This is a genomic window from Desulfofundulus sp. JL263-se (assembly GCF_056316025.1).
This window is the reverse complement of sequence record NZ_CM149993.1, coordinates 2,371,281-2,389,004: the sequence shown is the minus strand read 5'-3', so window position 1 is coordinate 2,389,004 and position 17,724 is coordinate 2,371,281. Positions and strand designations below refer to the sequence as shown.

Annotated in this window: 20 protein-coding genes; 18 read left to right on the top strand and 2 right to left on the bottom strand. The window is 48.3% G+C overall.

What is annotated here, in order from left to right:
* The first annotated feature begins 80 nt into the window (after positions 1-80).
* From dnaJ to ACX4JR_RS12360, 9 genes are all read left to right on the top strand, one after another.
* The gene (dnaJ, locus tag ACX4JR_RS12400) at positions 81-1,208 is read left to right on the top strand and encodes a molecular chaperone DnaJ (RefSeq protein ID WP_476058349.1); all 1,128 of its coding nucleotides are present in this window, start codon (positions 81-83) and stop codon (positions 1,206-1,208) included.
* A gap of 77 nt (positions 1,209-1,285) precedes the next feature.
* On the top strand, positions 1,286-2,200 hold the full coding sequence (gene prmA / locus ACX4JR_RS12395) for a 50S ribosomal protein L11 methyltransferase (RefSeq protein WP_476058348.1): 915 nt from the start codon (positions 1,286-1,288) through the stop codon (positions 2,198-2,200).
* Between the two features lie 41 nt (positions 2,201-2,241).
* Entirely contained in the window at positions 2,242-3,036 is a 795-nt protein-coding gene (locus tag ACX4JR_RS12390) for a 16S rRNA (uracil(1498)-N(3))-methyltransferase (protein ID WP_476058347.1), read from the top strand.
* The gene (gene mtaB, locus ACX4JR_RS12385; protein WP_476058346.1) at positions 2,990-4,300 is read left to right on the top strand and encodes a tRNA (N(6)-L-threonylcarbamoyladenosine(37)-C(2))-methylthiotransferase MtaB; all 1,311 of its coding nucleotides are present in this window, start codon (positions 2,990-2,992) and stop codon (positions 4,298-4,300) included. The genes ACX4JR_RS12390 and mtaB overlap by 47 nt, the downstream gene beginning before the upstream one ends.
* A 95-nt stretch (positions 4,301-4,395) precedes the next feature.
* On the top strand, positions 4,396-4,737 hold the full coding sequence (locus ACX4JR_RS12380) for a histidine triad nucleotide-binding protein (protein ID WP_476058345.1): 342 nt from the start codon (positions 4,396-4,398) through the stop codon (positions 4,735-4,737).
* 146 nt (positions 4,738-4,883) lie between these two features.
* On the top strand, positions 4,884-5,060 hold the full coding sequence (rpsU, locus tag ACX4JR_RS12375; protein ID WP_476058344.1) for a 30S ribosomal protein S21: 177 nt from the start codon (positions 4,884-4,886) through the stop codon (positions 5,058-5,060).
* Positions 5,061-5,219: 159 nt separating this feature from the next.
* Positions 5,220-5,723 carry an NfeD family protein gene (locus ACX4JR_RS12370; RefSeq protein WP_476058343.1) on the top strand — a complete coding sequence of 168 codons (504 nt, stop codon included), beginning with the start codon at positions 5,220-5,222 and terminating at the stop codon, positions 5,721-5,723.
* A 13-nt stretch (positions 5,724-5,736) separates the two neighbouring features.
* Positions 5,737-6,747, top strand: a complete 1,011-nt coding sequence (gene floA / locus ACX4JR_RS12365; protein ID WP_476058342.1) for a flotillin-like protein FloA — start codon at positions 5,737-5,739, stop codon at positions 6,745-6,747.
* Between the two features lie 15 nt (positions 6,748-6,762).
* A complete protein-coding gene (locus tag ACX4JR_RS12360) occupies positions 6,763-7,329 on the top strand; it encodes a hypothetical protein (protein WP_476058341.1) in 567 nt (188 codons plus the stop codon).
* Here the strand turns inward: ACX4JR_RS12360 and yedF are convergent.
* Together yedF and selD are read right to left on the bottom strand one after the other, a co-directional pair.
* Positions 7,313-7,915 carry a sulfurtransferase-like selenium metabolism protein YedF gene (gene yedF / locus ACX4JR_RS12355; protein WP_476058340.1) on the bottom strand — a complete coding sequence of 201 codons (603 nt, stop codon included), beginning with the start codon at positions 7,913-7,915 and terminating at the stop codon, positions 7,313-7,315. The genes ACX4JR_RS12360 and yedF overlap by 17 nt on opposite strands.
* 17 nt (positions 7,916-7,932) lie before the next feature.
* Entirely contained in the window at positions 7,933-8,976 is a 1,044-nt protein-coding gene (selD, locus tag ACX4JR_RS12350; protein WP_476058339.1) for a selenide, water dikinase SelD, read from the bottom strand.
* Between the two features lie 240 nt (positions 8,977-9,216).
* On the opposite strand from selD, the gene yqfC reads away from it, so the two are divergent.
* The 9 genes from yqfC (at position 9,217) to mgtE (ending at position 17,659) form a co-directional block, all read left to right on the top strand.
* Positions 9,217-9,501, top strand: a complete 285-nt coding sequence (gene yqfC, locus ACX4JR_RS12345) for a sporulation protein YqfC (protein ID WP_476058338.1) — start codon at positions 9,217-9,219, stop codon at positions 9,499-9,501.
* Positions 9,502-9,513: 12 nt separating this feature from the next.
* Entirely contained in the window at positions 9,514-10,761 is a 1,248-nt protein-coding gene (gene yqfD, locus ACX4JR_RS12340) for a sporulation protein YqfD (RefSeq protein ID WP_476058337.1), read from the top strand.
* Between the two features lie 16 nt (positions 10,762-10,777).
* Positions 10,778-11,758, top strand: coding sequence for a PhoH family protein (locus ACX4JR_RS12335; RefSeq protein ID WP_476058336.1), 981 nt, complete (start codon positions 10,778-10,780; stop codon positions 11,756-11,758).
* A gap of 4 nt (positions 11,759-11,762) precedes the next feature.
* Positions 11,763-13,940, top strand: a complete 2,178-nt coding sequence (locus tag ACX4JR_RS12330) for an HD family phosphohydrolase (RefSeq protein ID WP_476058335.1) — start codon at positions 11,763-11,765, stop codon at positions 13,938-13,940.
* Positions 13,894-14,352 (top strand): rRNA maturation RNase YbeY, encoded by a 459-nt coding sequence (gene ybeY / locus ACX4JR_RS12325; protein WP_476058334.1) that lies wholly within the window; start codon positions 13,894-13,896, stop codon positions 14,350-14,352. Before ACX4JR_RS12330 ends, ybeY begins: the two co-directional genes overlap by 47 nt.
* A 7-nt stretch (positions 14,353-14,359) precedes the next feature.
* Positions 14,360-14,716, top strand: coding sequence for a diacylglycerol kinase family protein (locus ACX4JR_RS12320; RefSeq protein WP_476058333.1), 357 nt, complete (start codon positions 14,360-14,362; stop codon positions 14,714-14,716).
* A 39-nt stretch (positions 14,717-14,755) separates the two neighbouring features.
* Positions 14,756-15,163, top strand: a complete 408-nt coding sequence (cdd, locus tag ACX4JR_RS12315; RefSeq protein ID WP_476058332.1) for a cytidine deaminase — start codon at positions 14,756-14,758, stop codon at positions 15,161-15,163.
* 16 nt (positions 15,164-15,179) lie between these two features.
* Positions 15,180-16,070 carry a GTPase Era gene (gene era, locus ACX4JR_RS12310; protein ID WP_476058331.1) on the top strand — a complete coding sequence of 297 codons (891 nt, stop codon included), beginning with the start codon at positions 15,180-15,182 and terminating at the stop codon, positions 16,068-16,070.
* Between the two features lie 233 nt (positions 16,071-16,303).
* On the top strand, positions 16,304-17,659 hold the full coding sequence (mgtE, locus tag ACX4JR_RS12305; RefSeq protein ID WP_476058330.1) for a magnesium transporter: 1,356 nt from the start codon (positions 16,304-16,306) through the stop codon (positions 17,657-17,659).
* The last annotated feature ends 65 nt before the right edge of the window (positions 17,660-17,724 follow it).

Genomic DNA, 17,724 nt, shown 5'->3' with positions numbered 1-17,724 from the left:
CATAAGGAGGGCGGCGAATTACCGGTCTTGCCGGACACCGCCCTCCTTGTGGTGTTTATAATCGGAAAGGTGGTGAAACCGTGGCTAAACGAGATTATTACGAAGTACTTGGGGTATCCCGAGACGCTACTAAAGAAGAAATAAAAAAGGCTTACCGAAAACTGGCCCGCAAGTATCATCCCGATGCCAACCCGAACGACAAACAGGCGGCGGAAAAATTCAAGGAGATTAATGAAGCTTACCATGTATTGATGGATGATGAGAAGCGGGCTGCCTATGACCGTTTCGGCCATGCTGCAACTGACGGCCAGGGCGGATTTGAGGACTTTGGTGGATTCAGCGGGTTTGGCACTGACTTTGGAGGGCTTGGAGATATATTTGATATGTTTTTCGGCGGGGGACGGCGGCGAACCGGCCCCCAGAGGGGTGCCGATATCCGGGTGGATATAGAACTTTCCCTTGAAGAGGCCGCATTTGGCCTGGAAAGAGATATCAAGGTGCCCCGGACAGAAGATTGTGGGACCTGTGGCGGCAGCGGTGCCGCCCCTGGAACTAAGCCGAGGCCGTGTATGCAGTGTGGTGGCACCGGGCAAGTGCAGTTTGCCCAAAATACTCCCTTTGGCCGGGTGGTACAATCCCGCACTTGTGACCGCTGTCGTGGGAAAGGAACCATAATAGAAAAGCCGTGCCCCACGTGTTACGGTACGGGCCAGGTAAGGCGTACGAGGACCATTCATATTAAGATTCCCGCAGGGGTGGATAACGGTTCCCGCCTGCGGGTGCCCGGTGAGGGAGAGGCTGGGACCCGGGGAGGTCCCAGGGGGGACCTTTACGTTTATATCCGGGTTAAACCCCATAAATTTTTCAAGCGGGAAGGAAACGATATCATTTGCGAAATGCCCATTTCCTTTGTGCAGGCCGCCCTGGGAGATGAATTGGAGGTGCCTACCCTTGAGGGTAAGGTCAGCCTGAAAATTCCCGAGGGAACCCAAACGGGAACGGTTTTTCGCCTGCGGGGCAAAGGAATTCCCGATATCAACGGTTACGGCAGGGGGGATCAACATGTCAAGGTGAGAGTTGTTACCCCAACCAAGCTTAATGAACAGCAGCGGAAGTTATTGAGAGAATTTGGCCGCAGTATGGGAGAAGAACCGAAGGAAGCCGAAAAGGGTTTTTTCGAAAAAATGCGCGACGCCTTTATGGGCTAGGTGATCGCGCCAGGGCAGGAAAGGGAAAAAAGAAGAAGTTATGGCAATAAATAAGAAATAAGAGATGTGAGCGAGGCATGTCCAAATGGGTGGAAATTGCAGTATACATTCCAGGGGAATGGATTGAGGCTCTGAGTTACGCACTGAGGGAGATGGGAGCCGGGGGCGTTGTCATTGACGACCCGGCCCTTTTGTGGAATTTAAGCCGGGAAGAGCCGGAAATAAGGCCTGATACCTTACCTGAGCCCGGTAGCCCGGCCATTGTCAAGGCTTATTTCCCGCAGGGAACGGAAAAGGAAAAACTGCAGGGTTTAAAAGTTTTTCTGGATAAAGCTGAAGTACACGGGGCCCGGGTGGAGACCCGGGAGTTGAAGGAAGAAGATTGGCAAAACGCCTGGAAGGCTTATTATAAACCCGTAAAAATAGGAAAGCGGCTGGTTATAAAGCCCACCTGGGAAGAATATCATGCACAGGGGGAAGAAGTCATCATAGACATAGACCCCGGCCAGGCCTTTGGTACTGGAACCCATGCTACCACGGCCATGTGCCTGGAAATGATTGAAGAATATATAAAGCCCGGTGACAAATTAGTTGACGTTGGTACCGGTTCCGGAATATTGGCAATTGCTGCGGCGCGCCTGGGAGCGGGAAAGGTTGTTGCCGTGGATTCAGATCCGGTGGCGGTGCGTGTTGCGAGGGAGAATGTACGGCGTAACGGGCTGCAATCAATAGTGGAGGTTCGGGAAGGAAATCTCCTGGATAATGTAAGTGGTACTTTTCAGCTGGTTGTTGCAAATATATTGTCTTCCGTTATCAAGGAACTTGCCCCCGATGTTGCCGGGATGTTGGAGGCCGGCGGTTATTTTATAGCGTCAGGTATCATTAAAGAACACCTGCCGGAAGTTTGCGAGGCCTTAAAAAAGACGGGATTGGCAGTGGAAAAGGTTTATGAAAAAGATGAGTGGGTTGTCTTGACTGCTGTACGCTTGTAAGAAAGTGTAATGTGGAAGTCCATATTTGGAGGGCCGGTTTTATGGCGCGTTTTTTTGTGTCTCCCGAACAGATAAAATCCGGGCGTATTACTATCTCGGGGCCGGATGTTCGCCATATAACCCGGGTATTGCGAATGGGCCCCGGGGATATAATTACTGTATTAGATGGGGATGGTAAGGTATACGAGGTCCGAATTGAAAGTGTCTCCAGGGATAAGGTAAGGTGCGAGATTTTGGAAGAGGGACAGGCCGGGGGAGAACCTCCGGTGCGGGTTACTTTAGTGCAGGGCCTTTCTAAGGGTGAAAAGATGGACCTGGTGGTTCAAAAGGGAACCGAGCTGGGAGTGACTTCAATAATTCCTGTAATATGCAAATACTCCGTGGTAAAACTCTCACCCAGGAAGGCGGCTGAAAGGCGGGACCGCTGGCAGCGCATAGCCGTTGAAGCCGCCAAGCAGTGTGGCCGTGCTGTAGTACCCCGTGTTGTAACTCCCATGACCTGGTGGGAGGCCCTGGAGGATATTCCTAACGGAGCTGTGGCTTTAATGCCTTATGAAGGTGAAAGCGAGCAAAAAATGCGGGACGTATTGAGGAAATTGGCTGCCCCCCCGGAGATTTATATTTTTATAGGTCCCGAGGGTGGGATTCACCCGGAAGAGTTTGAGCAGGCCTATAGGAAAGGGGTTGTACCGGTAACTTTGGGCCCGCGTATTCTACGTACTGAAACCGCGGGGCTGGCTGCCCTTTCCCTGGTACTTTATGAATGGGGAGACCTTGGTGGTGCACAAAATGGAAAAAAAGAAAGTGGCGTTCAGCACGTTGGGGTGCAAGGTTAACCAATACGAGTCATCTGCTATTAAGCGACTGTTCAAAGAAAAGGGCTATGAAGTTGTAAATTTTGACGATGCTGCCGATATTTATGTCATCAATACATGTACCGTTACTCACATAGGGGACCGCAAGTCCAGGCAGCTTATACGCAGGGCAAAGCGAACCAATCCGGATGCCTTGGTGGTGGTTACGGGCTGTTATGCCCAAACTTCTCCAGGAAAGGTATTGGAAATTCCCGGCGTTAATCTCGTAGTGGGCACCAGAGACAGGTCAAGGATTGTGGAACTGGTGGAGGAAGCCGCCGGAAACGGGGGCCCGATTAATGCGGTAACGGATGTAATGGCCGCTACCGGATTTGAGGAATTACCGCCTGCCCTGGAACAGAACCGTGTTCGTGGTTTTTTAAAAATTCAGGAGGGTTGCGATAATTACTGTGCCTATTGTATCATTCCCTACGCCCGGGGGCCGTTACGCAGCCGCAGCCTGGAAAGTGTCCTGGCGGAGGCCAGGCGCCTTTTGGATTGCGGTTATAAAGAGATTGTGTTGACAGGTATTCATACCGGTGCATACGGGAAAGATATTCCCGGGGAACTGAACCTGGCTGTTTTGGTGCGGGAGATTTCCCGCTTGGAGGGGTTATACCGGCTTCGTTTAAGTTCGTTGGAGCCTCAAGACGTTGATTTTGAACTGATTGATGTTCTGGCTTCGTCTCCCCTTGTTTGCAGGCACTTGCATCTCCCCTTGCAGAGCGGGGACGACCAGGTGTTAAGGCGAATGAGAAGAAGATATGATACCAGGCACTATCGAAATCTTATAGATAGAATAAGAGAAAAAATGCCCGGTGTTGCCATTACTACCGATGTTATGGTAGGATTTCCCGGAGAAACAGAAAGGCAATTTAAAAACACCTTTAATTTTGTTAAAGAAATAGGTTTTTCCAACCTCCATGTCTTTAAATATTCTCCCCGCCGGGGTACGGCGGCAGCTTCTTTTGAGGATCAGGTTCCTGCCGGGGAAAAAGAGCGTAGAAGTAAGGCTCTAATAAAATTGGGCAAAGAACTGCGCCGAAAATTTATATCCAACTGTGTAGGCAAAAAAATGACGGTTCTGGTTGAACAATTATGGGATAAAAGTAATAATTTATATGAGGGCCTTACGGACAATTATATAAAAATGGTTTTCCCGGCTGAACCTGAACTGCGTGGAAAGCTGGTGGATGTTAAGGGAGAAAAAGTTCGGGAGGATTATTTACTTGGAAAAATAGTTTAAATGCCGGGAGGAGGAAGGATTTATTCGTTTTATGTTGAATAAACTTTCAGGAGTAAGGCTGGTCTGCCCATTTTTTATGGGGGGAGGTGGCAAGGGTGCAAGATTGTATTTTTTGTAAAATAGTAAAAAAGGAAATTCCAGCAGATATAGTATACGAAGACGAAAATGTAATGGCCTTTAAGGATATTAACCCGGCAGCTCCTACCCACCTGTTATTTATTCCCAAAAAGCACATTCCTACTTTATTTGATATGGACGAGGAAAACGGGCAGTTAATGGGTGACCTTCACCGGGCGATAGCCAGCGTGGCCCGGGAAATGGGACTGGAAAGTGGCTTCCGTCTCGTATCTAACTGTAACGAAGATGCCGGCCAGCTGGTATTTCATGTTCATTACCATCTTTTGGCCGGAAGGCCCTTTAAGTGGCCACCGGGTTGATTAGCAAGAGTTGAACCGCTTTTAGCCGCCGGGGTTTTAACCGTGGCATTGAGGCGGGTTTTGGAAACATATTATAGTAAGTGAAGGATGTGTTCAAAGTTTATGTGGGGTTGGTTTTATTTGCCGGCGGAGGGGGGGATAACGCAATGGCGGTTGTCAGGGTTGGCAAGAACGAAACACTGGACAGTGCCCTCCGGCGCTTTAAACGTACCTGCCAGAAGTCCGGCATTCTGGCAGAAGCTCGCAGGCATGAACATTATGAAAAGCCGAGTGTAAGGAGGAAGAAAAAGTCCGAGGCAGCTAGAAAACGCAGAAAACGGTAGTTGCCCGTTTTTATTATACATTTCGGTGAAGGATAGCTCTTTTACTGACCAGCCTTTTGCCCTTCCTCGCCGGAAGCAGCGAAGCAGCTTTGTCTGTTATGCTCGGCCCCTGCTTTTGCGGGTGTCGAGCATTTTAAATTTACCTGTGGGGGAGTTGTGATGGCTTCTGATCTATTACCCTGGCTGGCGGTATTATTTTTTATACTGGGTATAATGGGATTGGCACTGGAAATATTTATCAGCCCCGGCTTTGGCATTGCCGGTGTGACAGGATTGCTTCTCCTGGGGTGGGGCGTTTTTCTGCTGGTTGTAGATGTTACCCGGGCGATGCAGGCCGTGGTTATAGCCCTTTTAGTTACCATTATACTTTTTTTTATGGGTGTAAGGGGGGCGAGTAAATTAAAATTGTGGCAGCGGCTTTCCCTCGGAAGCCGGCAGTATAAGGAGGAAGGATATCTGGCTCCTAAAACGGATCTGGCCCGTTACGTTGGTCATACCGGTACGGTTCTTACCCCCTTGCGCCCGTCGGGGACCATTGAAGTGGGAAACATTAGGCTGGATGTTGTTTCCGAGGGAGAATATATACCCAGGGGTGTAAAGGTAAAGGTAATTGGCGTGGAAGGCGGCCGGGTAGTGGTCCGTAGGATAGGCAAAGAAATTTAAGGAGGTTATTCTCTTGAGTATTGGACTTGTTTCCTTTTTATTGGTAGTTTTTTTTATAATTATTGCAGTGGTTGTCATCCTTAGCTTCATACCGGTGGGATTATGGATTTCCGCTCTGGCTGCGGGGGTAAAAATCGGAATCATAACCCTTATAGGTATGCGGTTGCGCCGGGTACCGCCGGCTAAAATTGTTAACCCGCTGATCAAGGCGGATAAAGCCGGGTTAATGGTAACGGTTAACCAATTGGAGGCTCACTATCTTGCCGGCGGTAATGTTGACCGGGTGGTGGATGCCCTGATTGCTGCCGAGCGGGCCGACATTTCCCTGCCTTTTGAAAGGGCGGCCGCCATTGATTTGGCCGGCAGGGATGTATTGGAAGCGGTGCAAATGAGTGTTAATCCTAAAGTTGTCCAGACTCCCTGGGTGTCGGCGGTGGCCAAGGACGGCATAGAGGTAAAAGTTATGGCCAGGGTTACCGTCAGGGCCAATATTGACCGCCTGGTGGGCGGCGCCGGGGAGGACACCATCCTTGCCCGGGTGGGCGAAGGTATTGTTACCAGCGTGGGTTCCTCTGCCAGCCATAAGGATGTTCTGGAAAATCCGGATTCCATTTCTCATACCGTGCTGGAAAAGGGTCTTGATGCCGGGACGGCATTCGAAATTCTCTCTATTGATATTGCGGATGTGGATGTAGGGCGCAACATCGGGGCTATCTTGCAAACCGACCAGGCGGAGGCGGATAAGCGCATAGCCCAGGCCAAGGCTGAGGAAAGGCGGGCCATGGCAGTGGCCAGGGAGCAGGAAATGAAGGCCTATGTGGAAGAAATGCGGGCAAAAGTTGTGGAGGCGGAGGCTGAAGTGCCGAGGGCCCTGGCGGACGCATTGCGGCAGGGCAAAATGGGAGTCATGGATTATTACAATCTGCAAAACCTGATGGCCGACACAAAGATGCGTGAAAACATATCTAAAGTCGGGCAGGGAACTGATGATGCTGGTTACGGGCAAAAATTTGAAACAGATTAGTGGAAGTGTTAAGCCATGAAAACGCTAATTTGGATTTTAATATTCATTTTCATTATTCAAAAAATAATGGCAAGGGCAGGAAAGAGCACCCGGTTTCCCGGCCCGCGTCCACAGTTTCCGCGAACCGAGATTCCCGGCGAAGATGTTCCCCTGCCCGGGCCGTGGAATCACCGGGAAAAGCCGGTGGAATTGCCGGGCCCCGACGATCCTTTACCCGGGCTCTGGAACAGGAAACCCGGGGGTACTGCTGCGGAAAAAGAACAAATACCCGGTATTTCCTGGGAGGAGCGGAAAAATGAATCTGCTGTTCCGAATCAGGTATTTGCGGGTGGGACCCCGGAGAGCAGCAAAACAACGGAACCTTATGAGCGGGATGCCGTTGCGGAAGCCGGAGGCGGGCCGGGCGTGAAAAGGGGGGGCGGGGACCCTGGTCCCTGTTTTTTAAGTTATCAAAAAGGCGGGGCTATTCCCCTGCAAAAGCTAATAAACAGCCGGAACGCCCTCGCTGCATCAATTATTATGGGTGAGGTTTTAAATAACCGGGGCGGCAGGAAAAGGCGGACAATCAGGCAATGGTTATAACTTTATTGGGGCCGGTGATTTTGCTGTTAATTTCATACATGTTGGAAATGGTACCTACGGCCAGTTTTTCCCGTAGCCGGTAGTAATCCAGGCAGGTGCCGCAAGCTAGGATTTGGGTACCTGCTTCCGAAAGTTTTTGGAGGTATGGCAATACTTCCGCCCCCTCGCAAACTAGATACACCCCGGTATTTAAAAATATCAGGGCTTCGGGAAAGGGCTCGCTTTCTGCCAGGGTCTTCATCAAGCTTTTCATTAATACCGTCCCCAAATCCGGTGAACCCTGCCCCAGGCAGTTGGTGGTAATAAAGTAGATTGGTTTTGCCGCCGATACCGGCTGCGGCTGTTCCTGTTCCGGTTGCTTTGTTTCAGTTTCCCCCTTGGTAATGGTAATATAAAAATTTCCGTTTTCTTCTTTATCTTCCACCCGGTGGCCGGCATTCCTGGCAAAGCGGGTTACATTTTGGCGGGCCACGGGGTTGTCCACTATGACCACTACTTGTCCGCTTTCAATTTCATCCAGGGCCTTTTTAGTGTTTATTACCGGCTGCGGGCAATTCAGCCCCCGGCAGTCTACTTCTTTTACCACGATTAATACCTCCTATTTTACACCACATTAATCAAATAGCGCCCTCGCTTAGTCACTTTGCCCATTACAGATGCCTGGGACACCCCGGCGTCATCCATGCCCTGCATTAGTTCCTCCAATTTTGCTTCCGGTACGGAAATGAGGAGCCCCCCGGAGGTTTGCGGGTCACAAAGGATTAATTGCATTTCTGAACTTATTTTACCGTAGAAGTTTATTTTGTCTTTGAGGTAATCTTGATTGCGGTAGGCGCCTGCAGGAATCATGCCCATGGCGGCCATGTCCATGGTATTTGGCAGCAGGGGAATTGTCTCAGCCCATATTTCCAGACTTACCCCGCTGGCCTCGGCCATTTCCGCCCCGTGTCCCAAAAGGCCGAAGCCGGTTACATCAGTACAGGCACTGGCACCAACCGCGGTCATAACCCCGGCTGCTTTTTTATTGAGTTCTCTCATTACTTCCACTGCTTTCTCTGCTATCTCTTTAGGGGCCAGCCCGCCTTTAACTGCGGTGCTGATAATTCCGGTACCCAGGGGTTTGGTTAATACCAGAAGGTCTCCTTCCCGGGCCGAGGAATTGGTAGTTATGTTCTCTGGATGTACCAGTCCCGTTACTGCGAGGCCGTACTTGGGCTCGTCATCTTCAACGGTATGGCCGCCAGCTATGATTGCCCCGGCCTCCATTACTTTGTCGGCACCTCCCCGGAGAATTTCCGAAAGCATTTCCGGGGGGAGGCAATTAGGGTAACATACTATATTCAGGGCAAGCAAGGGCTGCCCGCCCATGGCGTAAATATCGCTCAATGAGTTTGCTGCTGCAATTTGCCCGAACAGGTACGGGTCGTCTACCACAGGGGTGAAAAAGTCAACGGTGTTGATGATGGCAGTGGATTCATTAAGCTTATAAACCGCTGCATCATCTGAAGTTTCCAGCCCCACCAGGAGGTTGGGGTGTTCAAGTTTCGGTAGCTGTCGCAGTACCTGCGACAGGGCCAGGGGCCCTAATTTGGCCGCTCACCCGGAACTCCTGGTCATTTGAGTTAACCTATGTTTTGGTTCAGTCATGCTCTATCGTTCCTTTTAGGTTTTTAAATATAAATTATAAATGTTTACATATTTCTATTATTCTTTATTCATTCCTTTATAAAGCTCATAAAATAATTTTATCAAAAATACTATATTAATAAATTTTTTTAGATTATTGTTTTCTTTTTGGGGTTATATGGAACAAACCATTATTAGCCAGTACTGAGTAATCTTTCCTCTCCTAGCCGCATAGATTTATGGTTAAGGAGGGGTTTTTTTATGGCCTGGCGCGATGTAAAAAAGAAAGTTAAGCAACAGTTTTCCGAGATATTGGAAATTCCTGGTGATGTAATGTTAGACTTGCCCAAAATTATTTTGGTGGGAAACATGCAGGTTTTTTTGGAAAACCACCGGGGAATTACAGAGTATACCCCTGAGCTGGTGCGCGTGGCAGTGGGAGAGGGGGAAATTGAAATAGCCGGGAAAGGACTTCAGTTACGTAACATCCTGCCTGATGAGATGTGCGTGGAGGGGCAGATAAAAAGCATTATATTTTTAGAGTAAGGAGGTAAATGGATGACTTTATTTAGAATCATTTCCTTTTTAATCGGCTATGTCACGGTGGTAATTCGCGGTGCAGCCCCCGAGCGACTGATAAATATGGCATCCAGCAGGGGCATTTGGCTTTGGAATATAAAGTGGATAAGCCAGGACAGGATTATGGCCAGCATACGTTTAAGTGGTTTGCGCCCGCTACGGCATATAGCCCGTGAAACGGGGTGCCGGTTCTCCATTGAAGGCCGTTACGGATTTCCCTTTTTTATTTCCAGAATTCGCCGGCGTAAAACCATGGCCGTGGGGGCGGTTTTGTTTCTGGCTTTACTGTACATGCTATCTTCTTTTATTTGGTTCGTAGAAGTAACCGGCAATACAACCGTAACAGATGCGGAGGTATTAAAGGTGGCACGTCAAGCCGGTCTATTCCCAGGTGTTTTAAAAAGGAATTTGGATATTTTTAAAGTGGAGAAGGCTATTCAGGACAGATTGCCGAAGGTATTCTGGGTAGGTGTGCATATTAAGGGGACAAGGGCAGTGGTAGAAATTGCAGAAAAAACATTGCCCCCGGAGGGCGGGGACGATAACCCTACCCATATTGTGGCTGTGAAAGCAGGTTTAATAAAAGAAATATTGGTTCTTAAAGGTCACCCGGTGGTGGAGGAAGGTCAGACGGTTAAAAAGGGGCAGATACTAATTTCCGGGGAAATTCCGCCGCCTGAAGTTAATGAAGAAACCGGGAAACAGGAAGGAACGGCTAAAGGACGGCCCCGGGAAGAACAACCCCGCTATGTTCACGCCCGGGGCATTGTTCATGCCAGGGTTTGGTACGAAGGTTACGGTGAAGTTGAGTTGGTAGAAACAGGGGTTCGCCGAACTGGAAATGAAATTTCCAGGGTTTGCATGAAAATAGGAGACAAGGAAATAATTCTAGCAGGGCCCAAAAAAATACCATTTAATAAATTTGATAAAGATGTTGTTACTAAAAGATTACCCACATGGAGGAATATTAACCTTCCCGTAGAAGTCAATACGGAACGATATTTCGAGCTTGAGTCTTTCAAGGAAAAAAGGAGTTATAATGAAGCCCGGAAAAAGGCCGTGGAAATGGCTATTTCCGAAGCAAAGAGTAAGCTTTCTGGCAATGCTAAGATTATTGGCCGGAAGGTTGAAGAAATAAAGGTTGGCCACAGGGAGAACATGGTGAGAATGAAAGTTTTAATAGAAACCTTGGAGGAAATCGGCATTGAGGAGCCATTTAAACCCTAAGGAGGGGCTGGCAGTATTGACGGACTATACGGAAACCAGAGTTACTTTGGATGATATAGGGGCTGCCGCCGAAATATTCGGCAGACATGATGAAAACCTTTCCCTTATTGAAAAAACATTAGGTGTGAGGGTGGTGGTACGGGGTGAGGAACTGGTCATTCTGGGTCCACCGGAGCAAGTACGCCAGGCCCAGAGAGTATTAAAACAACTACAAGAGTTTTACCGGGCCGGAAACCACCTGACACTTCACGAAATTAATTATACGATAAAGGCTGTAAAGGCTGGGATGAGCAATGCCCTGTCGTCTTTAGTTCGGGATATTACCCTGGTTACCCCCGGAGGGAAACAGATTAAGCCAAAGACTTTCGGGCAGCAAAAATATATTGAGGCAATCCGCAAGCATGATATAGTTTTTGGCATCGGGCCGGCAGGGACCGGGAAAACTTACCTGGCAGTGGTAATGGCCATTAAAGCTTTAAAAAACAAAAAAGTTAAAAGGTTAATTCTTACCCGCCCCGCGGTGGAGGCCGGAGAAAAGCTTGGATTTTTGCCCGGTGATTTACAAGAAAAGGTAGACCCTTATCTTCGTCCACTTTATGATAGTTTATATGATGTATTGGGTATTGATAGCACTCAAAAATATCTGGAACGGAATATTATAGAGATTGCACCTTTAGCGTATATGAGGGGTCGTACCCTGGATGATGCTTTTATTATTCTTGACGAGGCTCAAAATACAACGCCTGAACAAATGAAGATGTTTTTGACCCGCATAGGCTTTGGTTCAAAGGCCGTTATCACTGGTGATATTACCCAAATAGACTTACCAAAGGGACAAGTTTCGGGGTTAGTAAATGCCCGGCAGGTTTTGAGAAATATTACAGGTATATTCTTCCACGAATTTACCGAAGAGGATGTGGTCAGACACCCCCTGGTACAAAAAATTATCAGGGCATACGACTCCCATGGCAGGACAGACGTCACCAAAGAGGAGTGAAATAATGTTTTCCCTTAAGCGGGTCGGGGAGAGATTCCTTGAATTAATTTCCTCCCTGGCGCAGAAACGCAGGGTGCGCAGGGGCATCGCTGCGGTGCTTTTTTTTACCTTGCTTACCTTGATAATATCCGTGGATTACGTTCCCCAGAAAGTAAACCTGCAGGTGGGGCAAGTCTCGCCCATCGATGTTTTTGCCCCTCGCAGTATTGTTTTTGAAGATGAAGTAAAAACCAGTGAAGCCAGAGAACAGGCTAAAGAAGCCATTGAAAAACAATATAAGGTGGACCCCCAGGTAAGTGTGGCCGTGCAGAAGGATATTTCTTCCGTTTTATCGGCGATTGGGGGTATACAGAAGAACCAATCGCTGAGCCAAGAAGAAAAACTAAAGCAGCTTAAAGAGGTTATAGAATTCCCGCTGCCTGAAAATGTACTCAAGGATCTTGTTCACAATTCCCCTCAGGATTTGGAGCGAGTGGAATCGGGGGTAAACGGCCTGGTAGCTCAGGCCATGGAGCAAGGGATTACCTTTGAAAATCAAGGGCAAATTGTGGAAACATTGGTTGGGCAGATAAAGCACCTGGGTTTGCCGCCTTCTTATGCAAGCCTGGCAGAGGGTCTGGTCCGTAAATTTATTCGCCCGAATAAGTTTTTTGATAAAGAAAAAACAGAGCTTTTACAAAAAACGGCCATGGAATCTGTTTCTCCGGTGATGGTTACGATCAAAGAAGGGGAAAAAATAATTGGAGAAGGGGAAATAGTTACTGAGGAGCATATGGCCAAGTTAGAGGCCCTGGGGTTAACAGGGCCGTCCCTGCCGATAAAGTCTATTGCCGGGACCGCGCTGCTGGTAGCCCTGTTGATGGTTGTGGTTTTGTTCTATCTATACCAGCAGAACAAGGAAATTTACCAAAATGCAGGGCACCTTTATTTATTGGGATTGATAGTAGTTGGCGTACTGGGTGTAGGTAAGGCTATTATGGCCATCAACGTGACCCAATGGCCGCAATTTGGTGCATTGTTTGCCTATATGGTGCCCTTGGCTGCGGCAGGTATGCTTATTGCCATCCTGCTGGATTCACGGCTGGCTGTGCTGGTTGTGGCGGTAATGAGCTTTCTTATAGGAGTTATGACGGGCGGGCAAATCAGGTTTGCCCTGGTTGGTTTGATTGGAGGCATTACCGGGGTTTATGGTGTGAGTAAATTAAGCCAGCGGGGTGACATGGCCCGTGCCGGAGTTTATGTCAGTGCAGCCAATGTGTTAGCTATATTTACCATGGGGTTGGTATCCAATACACCAATGGGCCTTGTGATAACCTCCAGCCTGGCCATGGGGATAACTAATGGCATACTGTCCTCCATATTAACCAATGGGGCACTGCCTTACCTGGAAAGTACCTTTTCCATTACCTCATCCGTCAGGCTGCTTGAGCTTTCCCACCCCAGCAATTCACTTTTACGGCGTTTACTTACCGAGGCTCCGGGCACTTATCATCACAGTATTTTGGTGGGTAACTTGGCGGAATCGGCTGCCGAGGAGGTTGGGGGAGAACCGCTCCTGGTACGGGTGGGGGCATATTACCATGATATTGGAAAGCTTAAAAGACCTTATTTCTTTATAGAAAACCAAATGGCTTCTGAAAACCCCCATGAAAAAATTGCCCCCAGTTTAAGTACCCTTATTCTTACTTCTCACGTTAAAGACGGTGTGGAAATGGCCAGAGAGGCTAAATTGCCACAGAAGGTTATTAACATAATTGAGCAACACCATGGTACAAGCCTGTGCAGTTTTTTTTACCACAAGGCTATGGAAAATGGGCGTAGCGAAAACATTTCCGAAGATGATTTCCGTTATGATGGGCCCAAGCCCCAAAGTAAAGAAGCTGCCCTGGTGATGCTGGCCGATTCCGTGGAAGCGGCGGTGCGTTCCATGCAAAACCGTACCCCGGGAAGAGTTGAGGGGACGGTTCGGAAGATTATCAAAGATAAATTATTGGACGGTCAACTGGATGAAAGCGACTTAACCCTAAAGGATTTGGACATCATTGCTAACTCCTTCCTTAAAGTTTTATCGGGAATTTTCCATTCCCGAATCGAATACCCGGATTTTTCGGAAATGGAAAGGGGAAAATTCAAGCGTGGCGGTGCTCGTAAACAATCTGCAGGAAAAGGTACCGGTAACTGATGAACTGGTAAAACTTGTGACTGATGTGGTAAACATTATACTGGAAGAAGAAGGCTGTGATAAAGAGGCCGAAGTCAGCCTGGTCTTTATGGACGACAGTGGGATTCATGAATTGAACAGGAAATACCGCCAGGTAGACAGCCCCACTGACGTACTGAGTTTTGCCATGCGAGAAGGTCCTTCCATGCCGGGCGGGGAGGCTGAGCCGGTGCTTGGCGATGTTGTAATATCCCTGGAAACTGCCCGCCGCCAGGCGGTGGAATACGGGCACGGCTTTGACCGTGAAGTGGCCTATTTGACGGTTCACGGGGTATTGCACCTTTTAGGTTACGATCACGAGAACGAGGCGGACAAAAAATCCATGCGGGAAAGGGAAGAGGCGGTAATGAGGCGGGTGAATCTTTTAAGGTAGGTGTGTCATGGCAAAATCCAGCAAAATCGTGGGATTTAAATGTGCTGTCAGGGGGATTCTTTACGCCTTAAAAACACAGTTGAACATGCGTATTCACTGTTTAGCTGCTGCAGCGGTCTTGGTGCTGGCATGGGTAATAGGTATTAGTAGGTTGGAATTACTTTGGGTGATCCTGGCCATTTTTTTAGTACTGGTAACGGAACTTTTAAATACTGCTGTAGAAGCAATGGTTGACCTTGTAAGCCCGGAATATCATTCTCTGGCCCGGGCTGCCAAGGATGTGGCGGCCGGGGCGGTGCTGATGGCCGCCCTGCATTCCCTGGTGGTAGCGTTTTTTGTATTCGGAAAGCACATATTTAAATAAGATTTCATGCTGCACCTGAGAAGAAAAGGGGTCACTTTTATGGAAGTTGAAAAAGATATAAAGAGACTTATAGATTATGCCAGAAAGGTCCGGGAAAATGCATACGCTCCGTATTCTCGCTTCCAAGTTGGGGCTGCCCTCATAACGGCAGGGGGAAAGATTTATACCGGGTGTAACGTAGAGAATTCTTCCTACGGCTTAACAGTATGTGCCGAGCGGGTGGCTCTTTTTAAGGCTGTTTCCGAAGGTGAGCGGGAATTTAAAGCAATTGCCATATTTGCAGATACCCGGGATTATTGCAGTCCCTGTGGTGCCTGCCGCCAGGTTTTGCTGGAGTTCGGCAGGGATATAAAGGTTTACATGGCTAATAACGAAGGAGAATACAAGGTAATGACGGTGGACGAACTATTGCCGGCTGCCTTTGAACTGGATATGGAAGGGAAGTAGGGGGTGGGGGTAAACGGTGAAATTTAAGTCAGGTTTTGTCTCTATAATCGGCCGAACTAACGTAGGCAAGTCTACGCTGCTCAACAAGGTTGTGGGACAAAAGGTAGCCATAATGTCTGACAAGCCGCAAACCACAAGGCATAAAATTCACCTGGTGCTAACCAGGGAGGATGCTCAAATAGTTTTTCTGGACACTCCCGGGATACATAAGCCCAAGCACAAGCTTGGGGAGCACCTGGTGGATGTGGCCCTTGGAGCTCTAAAGGAAGTGGACGTGGTATTATTCATGGTAGAACCATTTCTCCCCGGTGCAGGGGATAAGTATATTCTTAAGCTTTTAAAAAAGCTGGGCGGTCCTATATTTTTAGTTGTAAATAAAATAGACTTGGTGCAAAAGGGTGAGCTGGAGCCGGTTATCGGTGCCTTTAAGCGGGAATTTAATTTTACGGAAATTATATCGGTTTCGGCCCTTACGGGGGAGAATGTGAATATATTGATAGAGAAGGTAATTGAACATCTACCTGAAGGGCCGAAGTATTACCCGGATGATATGGTTACCGATAAGCCAGAGCGCTTTATAATGGCAGAGATAATCAGGGAAAAAGTACTGCATTTGACCAGCCAGGAAGTACCTCATTCCGTGGCCGTGGTAGTAGATGAAGTTAAGAAGCGTTCGGAGAACTTGGTGGTGGTAAATGCCACCATATATATAGAAAGAGATTCTCAAAAGGCTATCCTTATCGGTAAGGGTGGCAGAATGTTAAAACAGATAGGGCAGATGGCCCGGGAAGAAATAGAGCAACTTCTTGGTTCCCGCATATACCTGGATTTATGGGTCAAGGTCAAGAAAGATTGGAGAAACAGGGAAGGATTACTTAGAACTTTTGGTTACGTGGAAAAGGAATAATTTCTTGACAGAGGTAGTAAAAGTTGATAAATTTAAGTGTGGTTCAATGGCAAAAAGGTGGTGTGGCTAGCCTTTTTAAGTTGTGGCCCCGGAGAGGGCCTTGTTTACTTTAGGAGGTGGTAGCGTGGACCCGGATCCCAGTAGGCGGGGTAAGTTAAATATTACATGGGTTGCCCAGGTTACCACCTTCCTTTTTTTGGTACCGGGCCGCCCTGGATGAGGAGGTGGACCCGATGTCCCATAAGGATGTGGACCGCGTATGTCAGGCTATAGAATCGTGTCTTAATGAAGTATCCACCGAAAGGCTGCGGGAATGTCTTAAACGGTTCCATGCTGCCGATATTGCAGAAGTAATGAAATCCGTAAACCTGGCCCAGGGGGTTAAGGTTCTGCGGGTGATGGACAGCAATAAAGCGGCTGGGGTATTGATGGAATTGGACAGGGAAGTGGTTCCCCAGCTTTTGGAAGGGCTGGGGAGGCAGCGTACTGCCGAAATCTTCGCCCAAATGTTTACCGATGACGCCGTTGACCTGGTAGGGGAATTGCCCGAGGATAAGCAGCGAATGCTCCTGGGCTTTATGGATGCAAGCGATGCCAAAAGCGTCAGGGAATTATTAAAATACGGCAAGGAAACTGCCGGCGGCATCATGACTACCGAGTACGTGGCTGTTCCCAAGAATATTACCGCAGGGGAGGCCATTGAGATTCTCCGGGAAATAGCGCCGGATGCTGAGACCATTTATTATATTTATGTAGTGAATAACAATAATCAGCTGGTAGGAATTATTTCCCTCAGGGAGCTTATACTGGCTCCTCCTAACTCCTTAATTGAAAATGTTATGAGAACAAATGTCATTAGCGTGCATGTTCGTACCGACCAGGAAGAAGTTGCCCGCCAGGTGGCAAAGTACGACTTCCTTGCCATCCCTGTTGTTAATGATAATGGGGAATTGCTGGGGATTGTAACGGTAGACGATGTGCTTGATGTTCTTGAAGAGGAAGCTACTGAGGATATTATGTTGATGACCGCCAGTATGGACAGCGAAGGGCAGGAATTTGATGTGAGTGCTTTTCAAAGGGCAATCAGGCGTTTGCCCTGGCTGGTCGTTCTTCTTTTTGGCTCCCTGCTGGCGGGTAATGTTATATCCCATTTTTCCTCTGCTCTGGAGCAGGTGGCCGCTTTAGCTTTTTTTATTACGGTAATGGCCGGGGGCCCCGGAAATGTGGCTACGCAGTCGCTGGCCGTGGTTGTACGGGGACTGGCCACCGGCGAACTCGGTTCCCGGGGGGTCTTGCCCGTAATTTTCAAGGAGGTTCGGGTAGGTCTTTTTGTGGGGGTAGTTTGCGGAGTAGTACTGTCTATAATAGGTTATCTTTGGCAGCAATCTCCCCAATTGGGGTTGGTGCTCGGGTTATCCCTGGCCTTGAGTATGATAGTGGCAACTATCCTGGGAAGTTTCATTCCCCTTATTATCCATAAAATGGGTATTGACCCGGCCCTGGCGTCGGGACCGTTTATTACAACTTTGATGGATGTAACAAGTATGTTGATTTACTTTTTCCTGGCCAGCGTAATATTATTAAAGTGAAAGCGGGAGATTATATAAAATTATAAAGAAGAGAGAACCTTGAAACATTAAGGTTCTCTCTCTGT

Bases quoted from the DNA above. Each gene is read 5' to 3' on its own strand.
- prmA (WP_476058348.1), top strand. From the start codon at position 1,286: ATGTCCAAATGGGTGGAAATTGCAGTATACATTCCAGGGGAATGGATT.
- ACX4JR_RS12390 (WP_476058347.1), top strand. From the start codon at position 2,242: ATGGCGCGTTTTTTTGTGTCTCCCGAACAGATAAAATCCGGGCGTATT.
- mtaB (WP_476058346.1), top strand. From the start codon at position 2,990: ATGGAAAAAAAGAAAGTGGCGTTCAGCACGTTGGGGTGCAAGGTTAAC.
- rpsU (WP_476058344.1), top strand. From the start codon at position 4,884: ATGGCGGTTGTCAGGGTTGGCAAGAACGAAACACTGGACAGTGCCCTC.
- ACX4JR_RS12370 (WP_476058343.1), top strand. From the start codon at position 5,220: ATGGCTTCTGATCTATTACCCTGGCTGGCGGTATTATTTTTTATACTG.
- ACX4JR_RS12360 (WP_476058341.1), top strand. From the start codon at position 6,763: ATGAAAACGCTAATTTGGATTTTAATATTCATTTTCATTATTCAAAAA.
- yqfC (WP_476058338.1), top strand. From the start codon at position 9,217: ATGGCCTGGCGCGATGTAAAAAAGAAAGTTAAGCAACAGTTTTCCGAG.
- yqfD (WP_476058337.1), top strand. From the start codon at position 9,514: ATGACTTTATTTAGAATCATTTCCTTTTTAATCGGCTATGTCACGGTG.
- ACX4JR_RS12330 (WP_476058335.1), top strand. From the start codon at position 11,763: ATGTTTTCCCTTAAGCGGGTCGGGGAGAGATTCCTTGAATTAATTTCC.
- ACX4JR_RS12320 (WP_476058333.1), top strand. From the start codon at position 14,360: ATGGCAAAATCCAGCAAAATCGTGGGATTTAAATGTGCTGTCAGGGGG.
- cdd (WP_476058332.1), top strand. From the start codon at position 14,756: ATGGAAGTTGAAAAAGATATAAAGAGACTTATAGATTATGCCAGAAAG.
- mgtE (WP_476058330.1), top strand. From the start codon at position 16,304: ATGTCCCATAAGGATGTGGACCGCGTATGTCAGGCTATAGAATCGTGT.